The organism is Algoriphagus alkaliphilus (assembly GCF_900103735.1).
Classification (GTDB): Bacteria; Bacteroidota; Bacteroidia; order Cytophagales; family Cyclobacteriaceae; genus Algoriphagus; species Algoriphagus alkaliphilus.
In genome coordinates, this window is record NZ_FMXE01000053.1 from 1 (window position 1) to 15471 (window position 15471).

The following is a 15471-nucleotide window of genomic DNA, read 5'->3' on the forward strand; positions in this document are numbered from 1 at the left end:
ATGGCAGGTGGAAAAAGCGTTTAGAATGTCCAAGACAGATCTTCGATTCAGACCCATCTTTCACCGAAAAGAAACACGAATCAAAGCACATCTAATTATCTGTTTCGCCGCCTATGCCGTATTTAAAGAGCTTGAAGCCCTTATCAAAAAGAATAACATCGACCTTTCAGTACAAAAGGCTATTGCCGAACTGAATGAAGTTCAAGAACTGACCTACAGACTCCCCAAATCAAAACAGCTAAAACATCAATTATTGACTCCAAATGAACTTCAAGAGCAGCTAATGGCTATGAAAATTTAGCTCGGGTGCTGCAATGTTGAAAACAGGCAAAGCTTTTGGCTGTCTTTTGCTATATGACTATGTTGTTTTAAAAAGTGTTCTACTTTGACTAAATTCAAACCTGAATCTTTTTTTGACTCGATATTATATTTGAAAGAACCAAATGATGAAAAACGAAAAATTGACTGACAAGAAACTTTTTCTAAAATCCTTTTGGTGGTTTATTCTGCTTACGAGTATTGGTCAAGTATTTCTTGATGGATACACCGGCTTGAAAGAAGGTTTCGATTGGAATTTTATTTACCAACCAAAATCCTATTCGAAGCTGATTTTTTATATTGTCTGTTGGACTGTCGGTTATTGCTTGTGGTTCTGGCATCCGAATCTTAAAGCAAAAAATCAAGAGTAAGAAATTAAAGACAAATCGGAAAGTCCTTCAATTCTTAAATCTTTGTGAAGAATTGCAAAAATATAGAGTTCATTTTTGAATGATCTATTATTTTAGAACGATGAAAGATTTTCTAGACTATCTAAAATGGAAACCCACATGGATTGGAATCATAGTCGGCTCAGTTTTTTATTTTTTATTAGCTCAAGCCTATGTGTACCCAACATTCACTTTTGATTTTTCCGTAATTTATAAGTGGTCGACATGGGTCCAAAATGCTTTTTTCCAGCTTTGGATGACCATCACCTTTTATTTTATCTTTTGGAAACCAAATCCTAAGCTACGCGAAAAAGTAAACCCTCAGAAATCCGAGGGTTCTAAATAGGTTTTGGTTTGATTAATATGCTTTTTCCAAAGTCGGAATCTTTCGCAAAGGCTGTGGATAAGTATGGCCCAATTGAATTTTCAAGCTTCGAAGTTGAGATGTGGATAAGTCCCAAGGTTGATGGATATCAAAACCCTTAATTGCCTGTAATTCAGGAATCCAAATCCGAACATAATCCCCGTTTCGGTCGTAATTTTTGGCTTGACGAAGGATATTGAAGTAGCGATTTTCCCGAGGATCATTGCCCACTCCTCCTACATACATCCAATTACCCCAGTTGGAGCAGACATCATAATCGATCAGTTGACTTTCAAAGTAGCTCGCTCCCCATGTCCAATCAATCCCCAGATCATTTACCAAAAAACTTGCAACTATCTGCCGACCCCTATTAGACATAAATCCGGTAGCATTCAGTTCACGCATATTGGCATCGACAAAAGGAACTCCTGTCATTCCCCCAGCCCAAGCCTCAAATTGAGACCTATCCCTTCTCCAGGAGTCCTCGTGGCTTTTGATGCCTTGGATATTGAATATTTTGTCACCGTGCTTTTTGGCGATAAATCGAAAATAGTCCCTCCAGATTAATTCGAAGATCAGCCAGTAGGTACTGTCATTCTTCTTTCGCTCTTTCTCGTAGCGCTTGACCTCCTCATAGATAAACCGGGGAGAAATACAGCCCAATGCCAGCCATGGCGAAAATTTTGAGCTGTAATCCATCCCGATCAACCCGTTACGAGTTTCTTTATAAACTTTCAATAGGTCTTTTCCCCAAAAGTAGGACCGAAGTCGCCCGAATCCGGATTGCTCTCCACCTTCAACCTCCATCCACGATTTAGAATCCGATTCGGGTTTCTCCAGTCCATATGTATGCAGCGAAGGAAGCGACTCCGTATCGAAGTTTACTACCACGCCGGGATAATTGATTCTTGATGGCGAGGGCCATGTTGCCCGGATTTTCGCCATTTTTTCAAGGTTCTTTCTGAAGTGAGTAAACACTTCAGGAGTTTGGTTGACAGGAAATGGAAGATCGTCAATATGATAAAGCGTACCCTGCCAATAGCTTTCTGTGCTTATCCCTTTTGAGAAGGCTGCACTTTCCAGCGACTTATCCACACTTTTTTCTTCTGACGTAATTTCCTGAGAGAAAAAGATTGCAGATGCTCCAATTTTTTCAGCGAAGCTGACTACCTCTTCTTCAGGCTTTCCCTGAAGAATTATCAAGTCCCCCCCTATTTTTTGAAAAGTCCCTTTAAGACTTTTCACCGACTCGATGAGAAATCCCGTTCTGACACCTCCTGTTTTTGACAGCCCCAATTCTGTTTTCATCCACATCCTGGGATCAAAACAATAAACAGGAACAACCTCATTGGCAGATTGTATAGCTTTGGTAAGCGTTTCGTTATCTGCGATTCGCAGATCATTTCGAAACCATACTATCACTCGATTATGCCTCATATTCCCTGAAACAGGGAGTTTACTGGAAGTGTTTTGACTTTTTAAGGATTTTTATAAACTAAATTTGACATGCTTGTTTTACTTCGTTTCATCACTGATTTGTGGATATTGATTCGCACTTTTTGGATTGCTGATTTGAGAGAAATTTTAGATGATTTCGAATTACAGAGGAAAAGTCTGAACAAAAGCCATAATTTTCACAATCAAATGACTGCCTTATGCGATTTCTAAATTCCATCATCCTACTATCTCTTTCGGCTTTTCTGGCTTGTACAGAGCCCTCACCGGAACAGTTTGTGTTTTCAGATTTGGATTCAACTGAAGGGCTTTCGGGTAAAAAGGAATATTTACCATCCCCATTTACGGCAGCAGGGGATCGGGTTTATTTAATTGGGTACCAGGACGGAACTTTTCCTGATTTAGGCTGGCATGTGGATGGAGAAATGGGAGGAATATGGCTGCATCCGATTAAGTTGATGGATGGATTTACTGCTTCTGTAGGCATTAATGACCAGACATTTTGCTTGAACAATGCCGAATCCTTTAAGAATTATCCTTTTTCGAACGTCTTGAAATTCCCCATTTCTGAGGCAGGAATTGAAGTTGAGCGATTGCACTTTGTGCCTGACGGGAAAGAAGGAATGGTCATTCTTTTCAAAGTAAAAAATGTGGATAACTCTGAAAAAAAGCTGAGGTTTGATTTCAATGCCTATGTAGATCTGATGCCCGTTTGGCTTGGTGAGCGAACTGGAATGCTGGACAATCCGGACGAAATTACTTTTGATGAGCAAACGAACACATTTACAGGTAAAGATCAGGGCAATGACTGGTATGTGGTCTGGAGCAGCGCCGAAGGATTGGTCTTAAGCCCCTCAGAAAAGGATGATTGTTCGATGTCTCCAAAAGGAAAAGGCACGAATGCAGGCTTTGGCATGGAGCTAACGCTTCCTGCTTCGACGGAGCAGATCATTCCTATTTACATTTCCGGATCCACAGAGAGTGAAATAAAGGCTATGGAAACCTTAGCTGATCTTCGGAACAATTTACAGGAGGATTGGGCCGACAAAAGGAATCGCTATAAAACCCTTAAGGAATCCACCCAAATCACCATTCCCGACAAAGAACTTCAGAAAGCTTTTGAATGGGTCAAATACAATACGGATTGGCTGGTTCGTGATGTACCGGGAATGGGAAGGGGATTTGGAGCCGGACTGCAGGATTACCCCTGGTTTTTTGGGGTAGACAGCGAGTACACGATTCAGGGGTTAATCACCACCGGAAGGAAGGACTTGGTCTATTCCACACTGGACCTTATCCACAAACTCTCCGAAAAGGCAAACGGAAACGGTCGAATCGTCCATGAAGTCAGCACAAATGGCGCGGTGTTCAACCCCGGAAATATCAATGAAACGCCACAGTGGGCGTCGACGGTTTGGGAAGTTTACCGATGGACAGGAGATCTGGAATTGCTGGAAAAGTATTTTCCTTCTATCGAAAAGGGATTGCATTGGCTCCTTTCCGCCAATGACAAGGACGGAAATCTGCTGGCAGATGGCTATGGCATGATGGAAATCCACGGCTTGGAATCGGAGATGATTGATGTGGCCGTTTACAGTCAAAAGGCTTTTGCAGATGCCGCAAAAATGGCTGAGATTCTAGGAAAGGGAGAACTTTCAAAAAGTTATCAACAGACCGCCGATGCTTTGGCAGTGAAGATAAACTCGGACTTTTGGGTAGAAGAGTTTGGAAGTTATGCGGATTTTATCGGAACGGCTGAGGATGCGCTTCACCTCATCGAGGGGGCTATTATCCGGGCGGATACGCTGAATAAACCCTGGGCAGTGGCAGAATTACAAGCAACAAAAGCTAAGTTATCCACATTGCCAAAGGATCAGAAACAAGGATTTGTGCTTTACCACAATTGGGTAGTCAATACGCCGATGGAAACAGGAGTTGCAGATCCTGAAAAAGCCAAAATCGCTTTGGAAACGGGAAGAAAATACACCAATCCGTTTGGGGTTTTTGTCACGGGAATTGACCGGGATGAACGTGCAGAAAACGAAGACGGGGCTTTTACCGGAAGTAAAAAGTTCAGCTACACCGGCGCTGTGATGACTTTGCCGACGGGAGTATCAGCCATCGGAGAAAATAACTACGGCAATCCGGACGGGGCATTGGATTACCTCAAGCGGATGACGCGGAGTTTTGGTTTTGCATTACCGGGGTCTATATATGAAGTTTCCCCTGATTATGGGATGTTCACTCAGGCTTGGAATATGTACAGTTATGCGGTTCCGATTGTCACGCAGTTTTTCGGAATCCGGCCTGACGCGGGAAATAAAGTAATTTATATCCGCCCTCAAATGCCAAGCACTTGGGAAGAAGCATCGATTCAAAAAGTACAGATCGGAGATAACCTAATCAGCCTCACCTTTGTGGATAAGTCTGGTGTTCGGAGCATCGAAGTGGAGCAAAGCCAATCCAAATGGGGGGTTTCGATTGAGATTCCCGAGTCCTTTACCAAAGTAAAAATTCTGGGAAAAGAGGTGAGTTCAGATACCAAGGATGGATATAGAAGGATTTTGATGACTGGGAAAAAGGTAAGAGTGGAGGCAGAAAAATAGAATTATTTGATTTTCATTTTAAATTTTTTCAGCTTAATTGGTACTTAATAAATTTTCCTTTTAGAATATAATTAAAGTACCCATGTTAAGTGTCTCAGAAGCAGCATTAAAATTAGGTCTCAGTCCTCAGCAGGTTAGGAATTTATGTCGAGATGGGAAAGTAAAATCCGAGAAAATTGGCTCTACCTGGATTTTAAATGAAAAATCTTTGGATCAGTTTATTGACAATTCTAATAGTGGAGTTGCAGAGGATAGAGCGATTTATGGTTTTCAAAACAAAGAATTTGGAAAACCGATTGCATTGAGTTTTTTCAGTGGTGCCATGGGATTAGATATTGGTCTAGAAAAAGCTGGATTTCAGACTCTGTTAGCTTCTGAAATAGATAAGGCCTGTAGAAAAACTATTTTAAAAAATAAGCCAAACATTGCTCTAGTTGGGGATATTTCTAATTATAGTCCTGGCCAAATTCGTTTTATTTCTGGTTTGGAACCAAAAGAAGATATCGATCTTGTTGTAGGAGGGCCACCATGTCAATCATTCAGCACAGCCGGGAAAAGAAAAGGCTTTGAAGATTCAAGAGGTAATGTTTTTTTAACCTTTATTGAAATGATAATTGGTTTAAACCCACGTTTTGCAGTCATTGAAAACGTAAGAGGACTTTTATCAGCGCCAATTAACCATGTCCCTCATAAAGAAAGAGATTCAAATAATCAAAACCTTGACGAAAGGAATTTGTCTGGAGGTGCTTTAAAACTAGCAATTGATAAGCTAAGAGCTGCTGGATATTCCCTGAGTTTTAATCTTTATAATTCAGCTAACTTTGGTACTCCTCAAAAGAGAGAAAGAGTTATAATTATTTGTTCTAGGGATACAGAAAAAGTTCCTTATTTGCAACCGACCCATTCTGAAAATGGAGAGTTTGGGTTGGAGAATTGGAACACCTTTAGAAGCGTGGTTTCAGACCTGAAAAAGAACGATCATGAACATTTAAATTTCCCAGAAAAAAGACTCAAATACTACAAAAGGTTAAAAGAAGGACAAAATTGGAGAAGCCTTCCTTTTGAATTACAAATTGAAGCAATGGGTGCGTCTTACTATTCAGGAGGAGGGAAAACGGGATTTTTAAGAAGAATTGGCTGGGATGAACCAAGTCCCACTTTAGTGACACATCCGGCTATGCCAGCTACAGACTTATGTCATCCGGAAGAAAACAGACCACTTAGCATTCAAGAGTACAAAAGAATTCAACAATTTCCTGATGATTGGGAAATTACAGGAACACTGTTAGAAAAATATAAGCAAATCGGCAACGCAGTACCAGTTGGTTTAGGTTTTGCATTAGGTAAGCATTTAATTAAGATTATTAACAACGAGCCGATAATCAATTTCACCAATTTTAAATACTCAAGATACTTAAATACCGATGAAATAAGTTGGGAAAATGAATTTCAATCCAAACTTGAGAAAATTTTACTAGAGATTTAAAATTTCACTTCTAGTCCTCTCACCCACACGTGCAAAAATTTCAATTAGACTAGAATAAGTTCCAAATCCCCCCAGTTTGTCCCAGTACTCTTCGCCAATCAAAACTATTGAATCGTTTTTCATGTCAAAGATTTTTGAAGGAATAGACCAATTATAGTCACTTTTCAAAGGTCCTCCAGGATTATAAAATAGACCAAAGTAGGTTTCAAAATTTGGATTATGTGCTTTAAGGAGCATTAAATCTTTTTTTGCTTTTTCGGTTTGGTCTAGGTTAGGTTTTACAGTTTTTATAGAAATAAATATTTCAGTTCCGTTTTTTTCCAAATGCAAATCTGAAAGAACTCTTCGAACAACTGTATCACCTTTCTCAAAAGCATGAATGTTTTTAATTTCCCTTTCCCAATTTGGTTTTAATTCCCCGCTACGTAAACCACTTGATATTCTTTCTATTTCATCAATGGCTCCCTTAAAAACGTTAACGATTGTTTCTTTTTGTCTCGTAACGCTAAATCCATAGTCCAATGCAACTATTTTTGAAATTTCTTCGATAGGCCCTTGACCGAATGACGTTGAAAATGATCTTTCAAAACTTGAGGCATTGACCATTCCCTTTGTAAGCAAAGCTTCATGAAAAGGGCGAAAAGTTCTGTTCAATTTGGTTCTTCTAAGAGCTCCTCTAACACATTTTTCAAGAATAAATTCTATTTGAAGTATTGGTTCTGTTTTCATCAAAGTTTTGATTTCCAAAACCAAGAAAGCATTTTTTTTAAATATTCAACCAATAATTCAATTTCAGCACCAAAGAACGCTGCTTGGGTAGAAAGTCTCCGGGAAAGTAATTGTCGGTATAGACCAGAAAGAAATCTGAAACCGGAGCATATCTCCACTGCAGGCGGGTATTGATATTCAGGTTATCGATCTGATTGTTGTATTGGATAAAGGTCGTCCAGAATACTTTTTTGCTAACTGTCAGATCTATCCGTGGCCCTACCAGAATTAGATCAGCATCATTTTGAGGTTTTGGAAGTCGAATCCTCGCATAGTTAAAGTTCATAGAAATATTGGCTATATAGCCCATTCTCACGCCCATCTCGCTGGTAAATCTGGAGAAATTGCCGGTAAAATACTGTCCCGTTTCAGCGTCCATATTGATATTAAAGACATTTCTGGGGTTAGACTTGTATTCTATCCTCAGGGTGTTGTTGTTGTAGTCGGTACCCGCGAGAAGCCGCTCTCCACCGGTACGGGTGGGATCAAAGTCCCTGAAAAGATAGATGTAGCGATTCCTCAGCGTAACCTCAAATTCCGAAAGCGAATTAAAACGAATTAAATATCCGGGATTTAATTCCCGATCTGTCTGACCGATCTCTTCATTCCATAAAGCTTCAATTTCAAGTTTTGGTCCATGGCGATTGATCAATCTGGAATTTGGATAGAACAGATAGCCCACTCTTGGGTTCAATCTTTTATAGTTTGTTCTTGGCACAAATCCTACCGCAGGGTTGAAATTCTCCCCTATATCCTGGAAGCTGATCATCCAACTCCACCGAATATCGGAAAATGAAATGAAGGCATTTAAGGCGTATGGTGTCTCCTGTTTGGTGGGTTCAAATGTCCGGTGGTAAAAGGCTTTACCGCTCCATTTTCCGTCTGCTGAGTTGAGGTTGTAATCAACACCCAAAAGCCGGTTGTAAGCGTTTGGATTAAAAAGCTTTTGGTCATCATTTGGTGCCAAAGTTTCGCGATCGACATAAATCAGGCCGATGTTGGATCTGGTAAACACCTTTTTTTGAAGCGCAAGGACGGTGAAGTTTTTTCCAATTGCACCAGCCAGTTCATCCGTGGCCGTTTGCATATTCATGGCACCTATTCGCCAGTCATCGTTGATTTTTCCGCTTAGACGGGCACCATAGAGGATTTTACTCTGAATATTTTGCCCCGTTGCTGAATCAATGTCAACTCCGATCCTCCGGGAGAAGAAAGGTCTTGACCTGGGATGACCAAAGCTGTCAAAGAGGTCTGCGTTTTCAAGAAAAAACTGGCGCCTTTCAGGAAAAAATATTTCAAATCGATCCAGATTTGTCACTTGCTCATCTACTTCTACCTGTGAAAAATCGGGATTGAAAGTCAAATCCAGATTTAAGGCCGGACCGATTCCAATCTTCGCGTCGCCACCGAAAGAAGGAGCCAAGGGCACTTCCGTTCCTTCCAGAAAATTCTTTGAGGTGCCTCCCGCCACATAGGGAATTAGGGAAATATTTGCGGAACTTTTCTTAATCGGCTCTTCAAATATGAGTTTCCTGCTGAAGGCAGTAGAAATGATCGAAAAATTTCTGGGAATGGGTGTCCATGTGCTTCGCTCTCCGTACTCACTGTCTATCCTGTAGAAATTTACATTCCAGTTGGGGGCACCGTCATTAAATCTGATCGTGGACAAGGGTATGATTATTTCTGTCTGCCAATGGTTTTCGAAAATTATTGCTTCGGAAAACCACTTGTTGTCCCAGGCTAGGCTAAAGTCGGTTGGGCGGTTTCCTCCATTGGAAATGAGTCCTTCGCGCTGAACCCCATAGGGATTGATACCAAAGGAAAAAGCATTGGTTTTGTCATTGAAAGTATCGAAAACAAATACAATGGCATCATTTTGTTCACCTCTGAAATCCCGGCGCAGAGAGGTGGACACATAATTACGCGGTCCAAGATTCTCCATTACTGCAGCGATATACAAGTTATTCTCATCAAAGGCGATTTTAACTCGGGTGTTCACTCGGGCCGAAGACGTGTCAGAGGGGAAGTACTGCCTGAAATTAGAATTCCACCCTTCAGGATTTGTCCAAATTTCCTCATCCAGATTTCCATCTAGTGTGATGGGGTCTTTGAGCTTCTGAGCAAAAGCATTTGGCGCAGGTAGTGTCTGTGCTGAGGAGTTGAATGAAAGAAGACAGCAGAGCAAACCTGCAATTCCAAGTAGTGATTTCATGTGAGGTTTAAGGCATGCAAAAGTAACTTCGCAGAAAGAATCCGACCAAGGAATTTTACCAATGGTTGAGTGGTTTTTTTAAAGTATTATTTGGTACCGAATGTGGTAAGAATCAAGCTCCGACTCCCTCCCAGATATCTGAATTCACAGAGGTAAACCCCCTGCCAAATTCCCAAGGCAAGTTTTCCGCCGGAAATCGGAATTTGAAGGCTTACACCAAAAAATGCGCTTTTGATATGCGCAGGCATGTCGTCTATCCCTTCAGAGTTTTGGACAAATCGTGGATAAGTCTCTGGAATTAATTCGTTTACGAAAGTAAGGAAATCCTTTCTCACCGTCGGATCGGCATTTTCATTGATGCAAAGCCCTGCAGAGGTATGCTGTAAAACTCACTTATACATTTCGGTTTTAGGAAGGATTTCTATCCAATCTTCCCAACCTTATTCTCTAATGTCCCGATTCCTTCAATTGTTATTTTCACCACATCTCCGGCATGTAAAGTGAAATTATCCGGTACGATCCCTGTGCCAGTCATCATCAAGCAGCCAAGCGGAAAGGAATTTGACCGAAAAAGCCAATCAGCCAATTCCTGAGGTTTGCGCTTCATTTGGGCCAGATCCGTTTCTCCAGAGGCTTCGACTTTGCCATTTCGATGGATTTCAAGGTTGATTTTGGTAGAATCAGGAAGCATTTCCTCCTGAATCAAAATGCAGGGCCCAATTGCCGCACAGCCCTGATACACTTTCGCCTGCGGCAAATAGAGGGGGTTTTCGCCTTCGATGCTTCGACTGCTCATGTCATTGCCTACCGTGAATCCCTGTACTTTTCCCGAAGGGGAAATCAACAAAGTCAACTCAGGTTCCGGTACATCCCAAGTGGAGTCTTTCCGGATATTGACCGTTTCGCCGGGATTGGAAACCCGGCTTGCAGTGGCTTTGAAAAATAATTCGGGACGGTCAGCCGCATATACTTTGTCGTAAAAATCAGCCCCTCCCGCATCCTGAGATTCTTCCATTCTTGCAGTTCGGCTGCGGTAATAAGTCACACCGGCAGCCCATACTTCCTGATTACCCATGGGTGCGAGGAGTCCTTCATCCTTCAATTCCGCTGATTTTTCAAATGAAATCTTCTCCCAATGTGTCGCCTCTGACTTTAAAAGCTTTGGCAAATGTTCTCTTCCAAGCAGTTGATCCCAATCGAGTTCTGGGCCAAGAAAAATTCCATTTTCAGATTCTAAGAGTGTTCCGGAGTTGAGTTTGTACAGACGCATGGTTAAGGATGGGTTTTTAGGTTGAGGATGATACGCTTGACATCATGCGCTAAAGATATCAATTCCCCTTGAATTAGGTGTCTGGAAAAAATCCGTTGAATTGCCTCTTTTTTAAGATTTTGCCTGAACCCAAAGATCCGGTGATCAGGTGTACAGGAATGCGGGAGGAACTCATCAAGGGAAGCTAATGTCTATCGGGACTTGTGCAAAAGGTGCTTTGTGAAATTATTATAAAGGTGAAGAATGATCAGGACAATTACCGCGATATACTTCAGATAGTCGCCAAGAAAATGGACATCGACCAATTCAAGTATGACTGTGATGGCAAGTATTGACCATGCAATGTATAATCCATAGCCTATCCATGCATGTAGGCTTTGCCGTGTGGCCTGACGCACTGACCAAAAGGAGAGAATCAAAAATACCATTTCCAGTGCTTTCCAGAAAAGTGATATTTCTTCTTCATTGCCGTGAGGAGAAATGACGATCAACACACTGGACAATAACAAAAATGGGGTGAGTACACAATGAATCAGGCAAAGCAAACTGGCTGCAACACCTAAAAGGTCGGGGTTTTTGAGAGAGATTCGTTCCATTTATGCAACAAAGTTGCATATTTTAACTGAAACTGCAAGACTTACACAAACCCAAATGCGGAAATTTTCAATGGATTTTGCAGATACCAACTTTTCGCTTGTACATTTGTAGAGATCATAAGGGGTGCCTTAAATATAACGGGCTGAGATCATACCCATACGACCTGATCCGGGTAATGCCGGCGAAGGGAAATGAGAAAAGTAGAATGAATGTGTTAATCAAATTACCGAAGCGGTACCCTTCGGGACAGTTGATTGTATTCATTTTGCAAACCGGGTAAACTATCACGGAAGACCTCCCTTGGGTTTTCTAATGTTTCACTCAATGACCCGAAAGGGAAGAATTATCATGAAAAAATTAGTATTTGGCTTGGTGCTTTACTTTGCCGCAGTTTCAGTTTGGGCTCAAAACAGCCTGAGCGGAAGAGTAGTAGATACGCAGAGCGGGGAACCGCTGATTGGTGCATCGGTATGGACAGAGAACCTTGGAAAAGGTGCCGTGACAGATGAAACCGGGAAGTTTATCATCTCTAAATTACCCGATGGCGAGGTAGAATTGCGGGTATCTTATCTGGGATTTGAAACTTTCAGGAGATTGGTTACGCTACCGTTTTCCGGGGATCTGGAGATTAGATTGCAGGGGAAAGACTTTTTGACTGAAGAATTTATTGTTTCCTCTACCCGGGCCTCCGGGATCACTCCGACTACTTTCACCAATGTGGATAAGTCAGAAATCGCCAAACGGAATTTAGGTCAGGACATTCCCATCTTACTGAATTTCACGCCTTCTGTGGTGAGCTTTTCGGATGCAGGTGCTGGGGTCGGCTACACCGGACTTCGAATTCGGGGCTCGGATCAGACCCGAATCAACGTCACTGTGAACGGCATTCCGATGAATGATGCCGAATCCCATGGTGTGTTTTGGGTGAATATGCCCGATTTTGCGAGCTCGGTCGAAAACGTACAAATTCAGCGCGGTGTCGGCACCTCTACCAACGGGGCGGCAGCTTTTGGTGCGAGCCTGAATTTTCAGACAGACACGCGTCAGGACGAAGCCTACGCACAGGTTGACAATGGTTTCGGTTCATTCAATACGTTTAGACATATGTTAAAAGCAGGAACCGGTTTGCTCAACAACCGCTTTACGGTGGATGCAAGGCTTTCCAAAATCACCTCCGATGGCTACGTTGACCGGGCTTTTTCAGATTTGAGTAGCTGGTTTGTGTCCGGAGGATATTATGGAGAAAATAGTGTGATCAAGTTGATTGCTTTCTCCGGAAAAGAGCAAACCTATCAATCCTGGAATGGATTGCCTGAATCGCTTTTGAAAACGGACCGTACGGCAAATTTCTACACCTACGACAACGAAACGGATAATTACCAACAGGATCACTACCAACTGATCTACACCGGGAAAGTAGCCTCAAACTGGAAAACCAATCTTGCCTTGCATTACACCTATGGAAGGGGCTATTATGAGCAGTTTAGAAAAAATGACCGGCTTTCGCGTTACGGATTACCTAATGTCGTAATTGGCAACGAAGTAATTTCCCGTACGGATATTATTCGAAGACGCTGGTTGGACAATGATTTCTACGGCTTTGTGGGCTCGGTGAATTATTACTCAACCGACGGAAAATTGGATATCATCCTAGGCGGTGGTGCCAACCGCTATGACGGAGACCATTTCGGAGAGATCATCTGGTCAAGAGTGGCAGGCACAACCAATATCCGTGACCGGTATTATGACAACAATGCCATCAAGGACGACCGAAATGTCTATGCAAAAGCCACCTACGAGATCAAGCCCGGCTTGAATCTATTCGGAGATCTTCAAGTCCGTGGGATCAATTATTCTTTCCAGGGAATAAATAATGACCGACGGGTTCTGGATGGGCAGGAGGACTTTGCCTTTTTCAATCCGAAGTTTGGATTTTCTTATGAAAAAGGGGGTCAAACCTGGTACGCGAGTTATGCAGTGGCCAACCGGGAACCTACTCGAAGAGATTTCACAGACAACCCAATCACCGAAGTGCCGAGAGCGGAAAAGCTAAATAATATCGAAGCGGGTGTTCGTGCCAAAGCAGGCCGATTGAGCTATAATGCCAATTTCTACTTCATGGATTATACCGATCAACTGATCCTGACCGGACAGATCAATGACGTGGGAGCCTATATCCGTGAAAATGTGGCATCTTCCTATCGTGCAGGGATTGAATTGGATGGAACTTTCCAACTTTCAAAAGCTTGGACCTTTGGAGGAAATATTGCGTTCAGCCAGAACAAAATCAGGGAATTCACCGAGTATATTGACGATTACAGTGTAACGGATTTTCGTCAGGAATCCATTACATACACTGACACCGACATTGCTTTTTCACCAAATGTGGTCGGTTCGGCCATCATCGAGTTCAAGCCAACCAAGAATCTGTCGCTCAACTGGCTGAGCAAGTACGTGGGCCAGCAGTTTCTGGATAATACAGCAAATGAAGGAAGGGCCTTGGATGCGTTCTTTACCAATGATCTGAGAATCAGCTATGCTGCGCAACCCAGATTCTTCAAGGGATTGGAGATAAACCTGTTGATCAACAATATCTTCAATGAGATGTATGAGCCTAACGGCTATACCTTCAGCTATTTCGTGCCGGGAAATACCGGAAGGGAACTGGTGACTGAAAACTTCTACTATCCACAGGCAGGGACGAATTTTCTGCTGGGATTGAGTTTGAAGTTTTAAGGCGTTTATTTCTCACAGATGGCGCAGATGAACACAGATAAATTATTGAAGAATCTGTGGTCATTCGGGTCATCTGTGAGCTGAATCTGAATTGATAAAATGAAGACTTAATCCATTTCTGATGATATTTAGTACTCCAGTGGCTTCCTGGTATTTTGAATAACGGAAAACTGTAGAATTTCTTTCTTCAAGAGGTAAAACACATTTGAAAATGATATCAGTGGAAATTTTGAAACAAACGATTACACGATAAATTTTAGTGATAAACTTTGCTTTATTATTAAGTTATTACTTTGCCGAAGCTGTAGACTGAAGCATTGAGTACTTAAGTATTTTCAATTCAAATTGAATCAAAATTCTTATCTTAATCAGGCTGATGAATAAATCTCTCCATCTCCTAATTCGTATATTGGAACTATGAAGACTATTGAAATACAAACAGATAACGAGGAAATATTGGAAGCTTTTAAAAAACTTGCAATGGTATTAAAAGTCAACTTTTCCGAAAAGGAAATAATAAAAAAAGACTCAAATCCCTCTCCGAGTAGCGACCCTTATTTTGACCATCCAAAAAATCTGGCAGAAATTGACGCAGGCATTGCGGATTTGAACGAAGGAAGGATTGTCAAATTAGATCGAAATGAGCGAAAAAAATTGTTACAATAATGATCTTTGAGCTCTTTTTTACCGAAAAAGCACTAAAGGGCATCGATAGAATTAAGAAGTCCGGAAACCGAAAGCTTTTGGTAAAATTAGAAAAGTTGTTAGATGAACTCGAAGAACATCCATATTCTGGAACTGGGAAACCCGAACTGTTGAAAAACAACTATGCCGGTTTATGGTCAAGAAGGTTAAACCTCGAACATCGGTTGATTTATTCTATAGACGCACAAAAAGTAACAGTAACGCTTATTTCGGCCAATGGACATTATACAGAGTCGAGTAGGTAAGGGGAATTTCACCCCAAACCTCTCACAGCACCGTGCGTGATAGTCTCTCCGCCGCGGCGGACGCTTCCAAAGTCAGGTCCCCTACTTTTTACCAAGAGTTGGTGGTACAAGTTGCCAATGTGCGAATAGATTTGGCTTTCCCCGGTAAACTGTTACCAGCCACCTGATAGCCTTTCTTTTACCCATTCTCCGTTTCTGAGCCATCTTCCATTCTATCAATTTTCTGTTCAGCCAATACCACAATCCTACCGTAGTCCATTTATGGAACTTGCAGTAATAATTGATCCAGCCCTTTATCATCACATTGATAGCGGATGACA

The 15471-nt window shown here is 41.8% G+C and carries 11 protein-coding genes, 2 pseudogenes and 1 riboswitch; of the genes and pseudogenes, 6 read left to right on the plus strand and 7 right to left on the minus strand.

Annotated elements, in window-relative coordinates:
* Nucleotides 1-301, plus strand: a pseudogene (locus BLQ81_RS21170) (IS1634 family transposase); the annotation flags it as partial.
* Between the two features lie 764 nt (nucleotides 302-1065).
* On the opposite strand, the gene BLQ81_RS21185 reads toward BLQ81_RS21170, so the two are convergent.
* Nucleotides 1066-2508, minus strand: coding sequence for a DASH family cryptochrome (locus tag BLQ81_RS21185; RefSeq protein WP_092734937.1), 1443 nt, complete (start codon nucleotides 2506-2508; stop codon nucleotides 1066-1068).
* A gap of 218 nt (nucleotides 2509-2726) precedes the next feature.
* Between BLQ81_RS21185 and BLQ81_RS21190 the strand changes: the two genes are divergently transcribed.
* Together BLQ81_RS21190 and BLQ81_RS21195 are read left to right on the plus strand one after the other, a co-directional pair.
* The gene (locus tag BLQ81_RS21190) at nucleotides 2727-5132 is read left to right on the plus strand and encodes an alpha-L-rhamnosidase-related protein (protein ID WP_092734940.1); all 2406 of its coding nucleotides are present in this window, start codon (nucleotides 2727-2729) and stop codon (nucleotides 5130-5132) included.
* An 82-nt stretch (nucleotides 5133-5214) separates the two neighbouring features.
* Nucleotides 5215-6618, plus strand: a complete 1404-nt coding sequence (locus BLQ81_RS21195; RefSeq protein WP_092734943.1) for a DNA cytosine methyltransferase — start codon at nucleotides 5215-5217, stop codon at nucleotides 6616-6618.
* Here BLQ81_RS21195 and BLQ81_RS21200 read toward each other — a convergent pair.
* From BLQ81_RS21200 to BLQ81_RS21220, 5 genes and pseudogenes are all read right to left on the minus strand, one after another.
* Nucleotides 6607-7347, minus strand: coding sequence for a TdeIII family type II restriction endonuclease (locus BLQ81_RS21200; protein WP_139183702.1), 741 nt, complete (start codon nucleotides 7345-7347; stop codon nucleotides 6607-6609). The two genes, BLQ81_RS21195 and BLQ81_RS21200, sit on opposite strands and share 12 nt — an antisense overlap.
* Before the next feature lie 37 nt (nucleotides 7348-7384).
* Nucleotides 7385-9598, minus strand: coding sequence for a DUF5916 domain-containing protein (locus BLQ81_RS21205; RefSeq protein WP_245693335.1), 2214 nt, complete (start codon nucleotides 9596-9598; stop codon nucleotides 7385-7387).
* Between the two features lie 86 nt (nucleotides 9599-9684).
* Nucleotides 9685-9972: pseudogene (locus BLQ81_RS21210) on the minus strand (secondary thiamine-phosphate synthase enzyme YjbQ); the annotation flags it as partial.
* A gap of 47 nt (nucleotides 9973-10019) precedes the next feature.
* The gene (locus BLQ81_RS21215; protein WP_092734952.1) at nucleotides 10020-10868 is read right to left on the minus strand and encodes a fumarylacetoacetate hydrolase family protein; all 849 of its coding nucleotides are present in this window, start codon (nucleotides 10866-10868) and stop codon (nucleotides 10020-10022) included.
* 191 nt (nucleotides 10869-11059) lie between these two features.
* Nucleotides 11060-11464 carry a MerC domain-containing protein gene (locus BLQ81_RS21220; protein ID WP_092734955.1) on the minus strand — a complete coding sequence of 135 codons (405 nt, stop codon included), beginning with the start codon at nucleotides 11462-11464 and terminating at the stop codon, nucleotides 11060-11062.
* Between the two features lie 110 nt (nucleotides 11465-11574).
* Nucleotides 11575-11672: riboswitch (TPP riboswitch) on the plus strand.
* A 141-nt stretch (nucleotides 11673-11813) separates the two neighbouring features.
* Here BLQ81_RS21220 and BLQ81_RS21225 point away from each other — a divergent pair.
* The 3 genes from BLQ81_RS21225 (at nucleotide 11814) to BLQ81_RS21235 (ending at nucleotide 15151) form a co-directional block, all read left to right on the plus strand.
* Nucleotides 11814-14201 carry a TonB-dependent receptor gene (locus tag BLQ81_RS21225; RefSeq protein ID WP_092734970.1) on the plus strand — a complete coding sequence of 796 codons (2388 nt, stop codon included), beginning with the start codon at nucleotides 11814-11816 and terminating at the stop codon, nucleotides 14199-14201.
* 417 nt (nucleotides 14202-14618) lie between these two features.
* A complete protein-coding gene (locus tag BLQ81_RS21230) occupies nucleotides 14619-14867 on the plus strand; it encodes a hypothetical protein (RefSeq protein WP_092734958.1) in 249 nt (82 codons plus the stop codon).
* Nucleotides 14867-15151 (plus strand): Txe/YoeB family addiction module toxin, encoded by a 285-nt coding sequence (locus BLQ81_RS21235; RefSeq protein WP_175454315.1) that lies wholly within the window; start codon nucleotides 14867-14869, stop codon nucleotides 15149-15151. Before BLQ81_RS21230 ends, BLQ81_RS21235 begins: the two co-directional genes overlap by 1 nt.
* Nucleotides 15152-15232: 81 nt before the next feature.
* On the opposite strand, the gene BLQ81_RS21240 is transcribed toward BLQ81_RS21235, so the two are convergent.
* Nucleotides 15233-15471: group II intron maturase-specific domain-containing protein (locus BLQ81_RS21240; protein WP_317042053.1), on the minus strand; the 239-nt coding region annotated here is incomplete at its 5' end.

Coding starts and splice junctions, on each gene's coding strand:
- BLQ81_RS21215 (WP_092734952.1), bottom strand. CDS start 10,868: ATGCGTCTGTACAAACTCAACTCCGGAACACTCTTAGAATCTGAAAAT.
- BLQ81_RS21190 (WP_092734940.1), top strand. CDS start 2,727: ATGCGATTTCTAAATTCCATCATCCTACTATCTCTTTCGGCTTTTCTG.
- BLQ81_RS21205 (WP_245693335.1), bottom strand. CDS start 9,598: ATGAAATCACTACTTGGAATTGCAGGTTTGCTCTGCTGTCTTCTTTCA.
- BLQ81_RS21200 (WP_139183702.1), bottom strand. CDS start 7,347: ATGAAAACAGAACCAATACTTCAAATAGAATTTATTCTTGAAAAATGT.
- BLQ81_RS21225 (WP_092734970.1), top strand. CDS start 11,814: ATGAAAAAATTAGTATTTGGCTTGGTGCTTTACTTTGCCGCAGTTTCA.
- BLQ81_RS21235 (WP_175454315.1), top strand. CDS start 14,867: ATGATCTTTGAGCTCTTTTTTACCGAAAAAGCACTAAAGGGCATCGAT.
- BLQ81_RS21230 (WP_092734958.1), top strand. CDS start 14,619: ATGAAGACTATTGAAATACAAACAGATAACGAGGAAATATTGGAAGCT.
- BLQ81_RS21195 (WP_092734943.1), top strand. CDS start 5,215: ATGTTAAGTGTCTCAGAAGCAGCATTAAAATTAGGTCTCAGTCCTCAG.
- BLQ81_RS21185 (WP_092734937.1), bottom strand. CDS start 2,508: ATGAGGCATAATCGAGTGATAGTATGGTTTCGAAATGATCTGCGAATC.
- BLQ81_RS21220 (WP_092734955.1), bottom strand. CDS start 11,464: ATGGAACGAATCTCTCTCAAAAACCCCGACCTTTTAGGTGTTGCAGCC.